The organism is Alcanivorax sp. HI0044 (assembly GCF_001634945.1).
Genome location: NZ_LWEZ01001182.1, coordinates 1 through 7,226, shown reverse-complemented (window position 1 = coordinate 7,226; position 7,226 = coordinate 1). Strand labels below are relative to the sequence as shown.

At 61.6% G+C, this 7,226-nt stretch carries 10 protein-coding genes; 3 read left to right on the top strand and 7 right to left on the bottom strand.

Annotated features, from left to right (window positions below; all coding sequences use genetic code 11):
• The coding region (locus tag A3730_RS15690; RefSeq protein WP_369819086.1) for a CarD family transcriptional regulator at positions 1-1,561 on the bottom strand (1,561 nt) is incomplete at its 3' end.
• A gap of 99 nt (positions 1,562-1,660) precedes the next feature.
• Between A3730_RS15690 and A3730_RS15685 the strand changes: the two genes are divergently transcribed.
• The gene (locus A3730_RS15685) at positions 1,661-1,948 is read left to right on the top strand and encodes a hypothetical protein (RefSeq protein ID WP_063519635.1); all 288 of its coding nucleotides are present in this window, start codon (positions 1,661-1,663) and stop codon (positions 1,946-1,948) included.
• Here A3730_RS15685 and A3730_RS15680 read toward each other — a convergent pair.
• The 6 genes from A3730_RS15680 to A3730_RS32970 are packed head-to-tail and all read right to left on the bottom strand — an operon-like array spanning position 1,923 to position 5,782.
• A complete protein-coding gene (locus A3730_RS15680; protein ID WP_063520585.1) occupies positions 1,923-2,396 on the bottom strand; it encodes a GNAT family N-acetyltransferase in 474 nt (157 codons plus the stop codon). The genes A3730_RS15685 and A3730_RS15680 overlap by 26 nt on opposite strands.
• Positions 2,396-2,812 carry a phage tail protein gene (locus A3730_RS15675; RefSeq protein ID WP_063520586.1) on the bottom strand — a complete coding sequence of 139 codons (417 nt, stop codon included), beginning with the start codon at positions 2,810-2,812 and terminating at the stop codon, positions 2,396-2,398. Before A3730_RS15675 ends, A3730_RS15680 begins: the two co-directional genes overlap by 1 nt.
• 8 nt (positions 2,813-2,820) lie before the next feature.
• Positions 2,821-3,231, bottom strand: coding sequence for a phage tail protein (locus tag A3730_RS15670; RefSeq protein ID WP_063520587.1), 411 nt, complete (start codon positions 3,229-3,231; stop codon positions 2,821-2,823).
• Between the two features lie 13 nt (positions 3,232-3,244).
• Positions 3,245-3,658, bottom strand: a complete 414-nt coding sequence (locus A3730_RS15665) for a phage tail protein (protein ID WP_082872413.1) — start codon at positions 3,656-3,658, stop codon at positions 3,245-3,247.
• A gap of 7 nt (positions 3,659-3,665) precedes the next feature.
• A complete protein-coding gene (locus A3730_RS15660) occupies positions 3,666-4,439 on the bottom strand; it encodes a hypothetical protein (protein WP_063520588.1) in 774 nt (257 codons plus the stop codon).
• Entirely contained in the window at positions 4,439-5,782 is a 1,344-nt protein-coding gene (locus A3730_RS32970; protein ID WP_304439503.1) for a hypothetical protein, read from the bottom strand. Before A3730_RS32970 ends, A3730_RS15660 begins: the two co-directional genes overlap by 1 nt.
• 195 nt (positions 5,783-5,977) lie before the next feature.
• Here A3730_RS32970 and tesB point away from each other — a divergent pair, with 195 nt between their 5' ends.
• Positions 5,978-6,856, top strand: a complete 879-nt coding sequence (gene tesB, locus A3730_RS15650; RefSeq protein ID WP_063520590.1) for an acyl-CoA thioesterase II — start codon at positions 5,978-5,980, stop codon at positions 6,854-6,856.
• Positions 6,853-7,226: uracil-DNA glycosylase family protein (locus A3730_RS15645; RefSeq protein WP_197477497.1), on the top strand; the 374-nt coding region annotated here is incomplete at its 3' end. The genes tesB and A3730_RS15645, both read left to right, overlap by 4 nt.

Sequence of the window (7,226 nt, the reverse complement as noted above, 5' to 3'; positions counted from 1 at the left end):
ATTCCAGCAGCAGGAATTCGTGTTGCTGGCGGTGCACTTCCATGTGGGTGAGGCCGAGATAGCGGCCCACGCCGTGTTCCAGATGGACCACGGGGGAGCCCACGGTCATTTCCCCCAAAGAGCGGAAGGCCTGTTCGGCGGCGCCATCGTCGCTGCTGGATTTACGGCGCCGGCGTTGCAGCACCCGTTCGCCGTACAGATCGTTTTCAGTGACCACTAACAAGGCGTGTTCCGGGGCGTAGAAACCGGCGTCCAGCTCGCCCCGGGTCAGGCTCCAGCGCGCCGGGTTGGCGATGAAGTCCGGCCAGTTGTCTTTCATGGCCGGCTGGATCTGAATTTTCTGCATCAGCTCCAGCAGCGCTTCCCGTCGCCCGGCGGTTTCCGCGCAGATCAGGATATGGGTTTCCGGGTGCGCGTCGGAGAAGGTATGCAGCAGGGCAAGCGGATTATTGGCGCGCACATCGGCGGTGAGTGCGGGCATGGGCGCCACATCAAAGTGAATGGCCTGGTCCGTGCCCGGCGCCTCGCTATGGGCCTGACGCGCGCGCGGGTGCTGTTTCAGGGCCGCGTTCAGTTCGTCCGGGCGCAGGAACAGTTGCCAGGGAGCCAGAATCGGGCGGTGAATATCGTGGCGGCGGGATTCGTGGCGTTGTTCCACATCCTGCCAGAAGTGTTCGATGGCGTTTTGGCAGTCGGCCAGTTCTATCAGCCGCACATCGTCGGGCAGGTAATCGAACAGGGTGGCCATCTGTTCGAAAAACAGCGGCAGATAATATTCCAGGCCGGGGGCTGCCAGGCCGTCCGTCACGTCTTGATAGAGGGGAACGTGACGGGTATCCACATCGAAAACATCTCGGAAGTTGCTGCGGAAGCGGGCGATGCCTTCGGCACTGAGGGGGAATTCCGCCGCAGGCAGCAAGGTGATGTCGTCCACTTTGCCGGTGGAGCGCTGGCTTTCCGCTTCAAACAGGCGAAGGGATTCGATTTCATCATCGAACAGTTCGATACGGAATGGCTGCTCGGCGCCCATGGGGTAGATATCCATGATGGCGCCGCGCACGGCAAACTCGCCGTGCTCGTACACATTGTCACGCTGCCGATAGCCGCTGGCGACCAGCCGGCTGCGGGTGGCTTCCATGTCGAAGCGATCGCCCACCTTGAGCAGGAAGCTGTTGCCGGTGATGTGGATCGGCGGCGCCAGGCGCTGCATTAGCGTATTGACCGGCACCACCAGAATGCCCTTGTGGGTGGTGGGCAACTGGTGCAGTACCTGAATGCGGTCGCTGATGATGTCCTGGTGGGGGCTGAACAGGTCGTAGGGTAGGGTTTCCCAGTCCGGGAACAGCATCACCGGCGTGTCGCTGCCGGCCAGATAGAAGCTCAGGGAGTCGGTGAGCTGCTGGGCGCGGCTGCTGTTGGGCGCCAGGATCACGAACAGGTGGTCTTCGCTGCGGGCCAGCTCGGCCAGTACGGCGGCCATGCTGCCGGCATTGAGGCCGGCCCAGTCCTTGTAGTGCTCTCGCCCGCTGGGAAAGAGGTTGCTGTCGGGGAGTAACTTCATTCAGACCCGTTCCTGCGCATTCGGTGGGCGCGTATTGTAGCCAAGGGTGACGGTGCCGTCAGCGCCGTCTACACTGCGGGCATCATTTGGGGAGGTGGCATGATCACATTACAACAATGGAAAGATTGTGAAGGGCAGACTTTCGCGCTGGAAAATGGCGATAGTTTGACGCTGGCGGAAGTGAATGTGCCGGTGTCTCCCGAGGGGTGGGAGTGCTTTTCCCTGCTGTTCGCGGGCCGGTTACAACTGGAGCAAGGCGCGGTGGTTATACACAGCGAGACGCTGGGTGAGGCGTCCGTGTTTCTGGTGCCGGTGGGGCCGCTGGGCGCCAGCGATGGCACCTACCATTTCGAGGCGGTGTTCAATCGCCAGCTCGCCAGCGCATAAGCAGGTAGACGCCCTTGTCTTCCTGCTCCTCAAAGCCCAGCCGAAGATAGAGTCGCCGCGCCGGGTTGTTGGTTTCCACGTGAATAGTCAGGGGTTTGCCGGACTGGCGAGCCCGTGATTGCAAGGTGGAGAGAATCTGTGAACCGAGCCCGGTGCCGCGAAAGGCGGGCAGCAGGGCAATGTCCACAATGCGAATTTCCTGTTCCCAGTCCGAGACATACAGCCGCCCGGCGGTCTCCCCGTTTAATTCGATCAGGTGCCGTTCCGCTTCCGGGTAATGCTGAAGATAGTGTTCGTGCTGTGCCTTGGCCTGCAGGGCCAGAAAGGCATCCTGCTGCGCCTGGGGCCAGCCGGTTTGCGCCACTTCTTCCTGGCGGGTGCTGGTGTAGATGGCCAGTAACATCGGCGTGTCGCTGTCACTGGCGGGGCGTAAACGGTAGCTGTGCATTACGAGCGGGAAGGGTAAATGCCGACCAGGGCCACAATGAAATGCACAAACAATTGTGGGGTTAGCGACTCTGCGTTAGCAGGAAGCGCCTCCCAGGTCTGTTGCGTTTTTCCCAGGCCGCGATCAATGCTGACGCTGGTGGTAGCCGCAACCGTGCCACTGGCATTGCTGCCACTTTTGGCGCCCAGACGAACCGGCGCAAGCCCCGGGCCCGTGCCAGCGTGCACCGGGGAGCGCCCACGGCAATCCGGCAAACCGAAAGTGGTTCTGCCGTCGCCACCATAAATGGTGCCGAACAGGGAAAACAGCGCATCGTTCTGTGATACGGCCAATATCTGGCCATCGCAGAATGCCCAGCCTCGCGGAGCAAAATTGCCCGCAAACATGCGAATTTCGCCGATAAAGGGTTCAGACATAGGAGCCTCTAGCTTCTGCTGGGAAAAAGCCCTTGCAGGGCGATGGCAAAGTTCAGCGCGATGGAATCCATCTGCGCGCCCCGGGTGGCAACGGTGGTGGTGTTCAGTGTGCTGCCCAAATTGCGATCCAGGGTCAGGCTGTCCAGGGTGTCTCCGTCGCCGGCAGGGCCGGTTGTGTTCGTCGTTCCCCCTTTAGCGCCCAGATTGATGTTACTTGTTTCAATATGCATGGGCGTGCGGCCACGCAGGTCCGGAAGCGCAAAACTGGTTCTGCCGTCGCCGCCGTAGGTGGTACCCAGCAGAGAATAAAGGGATTGATTCTGGTTGATGGGCAGAATCTGGCCATCACAAAACGCCCAGCCTCGGGGGGCAAAGTTGAAGCCGTAAATGCGGATTTCAGCGAGAAAGGGTTCGCTCATCAGTAAATGACTCCTAGCCTCTGGATGGGTAGAGCCCTTGCAGGGCAATAATGAAATTCAGCCCCAGATAAGGGTGGCGCTGATCGCCCGCAGGTATTTTGGCGGCCACGCTGCGGGTGGTCTGACTATTGCCCAGGTTACGGTCAGGCACGACGCTCTGTACCACGTCTACCGGGTTGTTTGCGGCCACCTGACCAAGGCGATAGTTTGGCAGTCCGGGGCCTCTGCCGGGATGTGCGGGTGCCCGGCCTTGCAGGTTGGGCAGGGCGGTGGTCGAGCGGCCATCTCCTCCGTAAGTGGTGCCAATCAGGCTGAACAACGCGGTGTTCTGGCTGATCGGCAGCAGTTGCCCATTACAAAAAGCCCAGCCGCGTGGGGCAAAGTTACTCGCAAAGATGCGGATTTCGGCGAGAAAGGGTTCGCTCATAGTGACCTCATACGCTGATCAGCAAGTTACTGCCCGGTTGCCAGCTCAAGTGAGCCAGCTGCTGAGCGCCGGTTTGGGGGAGTGTCAGTAGCGGGCTGGAACGATCTGCCCAGCAGAGCTGCTTCTGGCAACGGTCCATGATCAACAGCTGGCCGTTTACCGCGGCCAGGCCGCCGGGCATGGTTAGTGTGCTGACCTCACTGCCCAGGCTGTGGCCCGCCAGGGTGAAGTGGTGCAGCCGTCGATCACCGAGGGTGAGCAGGGTGATACGCTCTCGGGTTTTGGCCAGTGAGGCGGGACCATTCAGGGGCAGGTCGCTCTCCAGCCAGGTTCTGGTTTCATTGCGGATATCCAGTCGCATCAGACGATGGCCATGTACATCCGCGATCACGGCATGATCACCATTGAGGACAAAATCGGCAGGTTCCAGCAGATCGGTCAGATCGATGTGGCGGGCCAGGGTTCCGTCGGGCCGGAACCAGCTTAGCCGGCGCTGACTGCGGTCCAGCAAGACGGCGTTATCACCGTCCAGGGCCGCGGCCACGATGCGGGTTTCGTTGGCTGCACCGGTGGTCAGGTTGATGGTACTGCCATGGCGATACCACAGGGCTTGCCGGCCATGGTCGCTGATCTGCAGGCGCTGGTTCTTCCCCAGGGCAATCGCTCGCGCCGCACTGACCAATTCCACGCGGGTTGCCGTGGTGCCAGCGACCAGAGGGGTGCTGAGCAGTATTCCGGCCGCGCCGCCTGCCGCGATAAACTGCCGTCGCGTGATAGCCATTAGTTGGCTGCCGCGCAAGTGATGGTGATGGCGCTGGGCGTAGCGGCTGCGCCTGTCTGCCAGGTTTCACAGCTGCCGCTCCAGACGCCGGCGGCACTGGGGTAGCTGTTAGTAATGTAGCTATTGCTGGCGCACTGAACGCCGCCAGCGAGTACCACGCCACTGTCACATTGACAGCTTGTCGCACTGGTACAGGCCTTTTGAGCAACATTGCTGGTGCTGAAGGTGCCGGCGGGGCCGGTCATGCCGGTGGGACCTATTGGGCCAGGGGGGCCCATCATACCCGGAGTGCCCATGGGGCCTGGGGGGCCTTGAGGGCCAGTTTCGCCGATAGGACCCGCAGGCCCCTGGGCGCCGGTATCCCCTTTGGGTCCGGTGGCGCCATCAGCACCGGTGGGACCTTGCGGGCCGGCAGGACCTTGCGGTCCGACTGCGCCAGTGGCACCGACGGGACCTGCGGGCCCCTGGGCGCCGGTATCCCCTTTGGGTCCGGTGGCGCCATCAGCACCGGTAGGACCTTGCGGGCCGGCAGGGCCTTGCGGTCCGACTGCGCCAGTGGCACCGACGGGACCCGCAGGCCCTTGGGCGCCGGTATCCCCTTTGGGGCCGGTGGCGCCATCAGCACCGGTAGGACCTTGCGGGCCGGCAGGGCCTTGCGGTCCGACTGCGCCAGTGTCACCGACGGGACCCGCAGGCCCCTGGGCGCCGGTATCCCCTTTGGGGCCAGTTGCGCCATCAACACCGTCTGCGCCAGGAGGCCCCGCGTCACCGGTATCACCCTTGGGGCCAATCAATCCGCTATCCGGCCCAACCCACTCGCCGAATTCATTAATGACAAGGTCATCGGCGATGCTGATTGTGCGCGGTGTTATGTCGCCATTAACTTGTTCGGCTTCACGCGCCTGCAAGGCGTAGGGGACGCTACCGGTGGTAACCGCAAGGCGTGGCGTCATTTCGCTGTCGCCATCGATGGCCAGGCCCAGTTCTACCTGATCGCTGCCGAGTAAATCCTCGGGTAGCGGGTTGCTGGCGTCGTCGCCGAGAACCACGCTATAGCGGCCGTCTTCTGCGGTAATTACCTGGGTTTCAGTCCACAGTACCGCCCCGAGCCCCTGGGGGTCGGTGACTGTGCCGCCAGCGGTTTGATAGTCCGTGGTTCGCCCGGACATATCGTAAAGGGTAACCACCACATCAAAGGTACCGTGCAGGGGGCGCAGCGTGCTGATATCAGTGAGATACCCCTGCACGACCAGGCGGGAAGGAACCTCCGCATAAGCGGAAGGTGTTGAAAACGCGCAGAGAAACACCACTGCCGTCAGGCAATGGCGGAGTGATTGAAGCATCAGATTGTCCCCCAAGAGATGCAGAAGGTCAGGCCTTCTTTCGTCGTTGTGCATATATTAGGCAATTTATTGCCAAGCAAACAAGCTGTATCCGCTATTGCGCCTGCCTACTTTCCAGTATGCCGTCAATCTCAATTTTTTTTTGAGTTGCAGGTAGTATGACGGCCATTGGTTTTATTGCGCTGAGGATTGGCTATGAAAGCACCGGTTCGGGAGCTGATGGGTCTGTTTGATCTGGAGCAGCTGGAGAACAATTTGTTTCGCGGGCAGAGCGAGGCCAATGGCCAACGCAGTGTGTTTGGTGGCCTGGTGGCCGGGCAGGCGCTGCTGGCCGCCTCGCGGACGGTGGATGACACGCGGCAGGTCCATTCGCTGCATGCCTATTTTCTGCGCCCGGGGGACTTCAATATACCGATTGTCTATGACGTGGACCGTATCCGTGACGGCAAGAGTTTCACCACACGCCGGGTGAACGCGATCCAGCATGGCCGGCCGATTTTTTCTCTGGCGGTGTCTTACCAGGTGGCCGAGGAGGGCGTTTGCCACCAGGCGCCCATGCCGGACGTGCCGGGCCCGGAGGGGCTGGAAAATGATGAGGCGATTCGCATGAAGTTGGTGGATCGTTTACCTGAGCAGTACCGGCAGGATTTCCTGACCGAGCGCCCGGTGGAATTCCGCCCGGTAACGCCGAAAGATTCCATTTCTTCGGAGCCCAAGGCGCCGATCCGGGAAGTCTGGTTTCGGGTGGTGGATCGGGTAGATGCAGACCCCATGACCCAGCGTGCGCTGCTGGCCTATTGCTCGGATTTCGGCCTGATGGGCACCGCCATGCTGCCCCACGGGATGAATTTCTGGCAGCCCAATGTGCAGTGCGCCAGTATCGACCACGCCATGTGGTTCCATGAGGACTTCCGTATTGATGAATGGCTGCTGTATCGCAGTGATAGTCCTTTCGCAGGCGGTTCCCGTGGCCTGAACTTTGGTTCCATCTACCGCCAGGACGGCACTCTGGTGGCGTCGGTGGCCCAGGAAGGGCTGATGCGTTTGCACCCCTCTGACAGCCCGGCGGAATGACGCAGCTGATTGACCTGCTGGAAGAGGTACGCGCTTGCCGGCTGTGTGAGCCGCACCTGCCACTGGGGCCGCGGCCGGTGGTACAGGCCGGGGAGGGCGCTCGGTTATTGATTGTGGGCCAGGCGCCGGGGACCCGTGTTCATGAAACCGGTATCCCCTGGAATGACCCGTCCGGTGAGCGTTTACGAGACTGGCTGCAGATCAGCCCTGAAACGTTCTACGACGCGGACCAGGTGGCGATTGTGCCCATGGGGCTGTGCTACCCGGGGCGCGGAAAGGGCGGTGATCTGCCGCCGCGCCCGGAATGTGCCCCCCAATGGCACGACCGGTTGCTGGCGGAGTTGCCGAACCGGCGCCTGACGTTGCTGGT

What these genes read in the sequence shown, in the direction of transcription:
- tesB (WP_063520590.1), top strand. Translation starts at nt 5,978, where the DNA reads ATGAAAGCACCGGTTCGGGAGCTGATGGGTCTGTTTGATCTGGAGCAG.
- A3730_RS15665 (WP_082872413.1), bottom strand. Translation starts at nt 3,658, where the DNA reads ATGAGCGAACCCTTTCTCGCCGAAATCCGCATCTTTGCGAGTAACTTT.
- A3730_RS15660 (WP_063520588.1), bottom strand. Translation starts at nt 4,439, where the DNA reads ATGGCTATCACGCGACGGCAGTTTATCGCGGCAGGCGGCGCGGCCGGA.
- A3730_RS32970 (WP_304439503.1), bottom strand. Translation starts at nt 5,782, where the DNA reads ATGCTTCAATCACTCCGCCATTGCCTGACGGCAGTGGTGTTTCTCTGC.
- A3730_RS15680 (WP_063520585.1), bottom strand. Translation starts at nt 2,396, where the DNA reads ATGCACAGCTACCGTTTACGCCCCGCCAGTGACAGCGACACGCCGATG.
- A3730_RS15685 (WP_063519635.1), top strand. Translation starts at nt 1,661, where the DNA reads ATGATCACATTACAACAATGGAAAGATTGTGAAGGGCAGACTTTCGCG.
- A3730_RS15670 (WP_063520587.1), bottom strand. Translation starts at nt 3,231, where the DNA reads ATGAGCGAACCCTTTCTCGCTGAAATCCGCATTTACGGCTTCAACTTT.
- A3730_RS15675 (WP_063520586.1), bottom strand. Translation starts at nt 2,812, where the DNA reads ATGTCTGAACCCTTTATCGGCGAAATTCGCATGTTTGCGGGCAATTTT.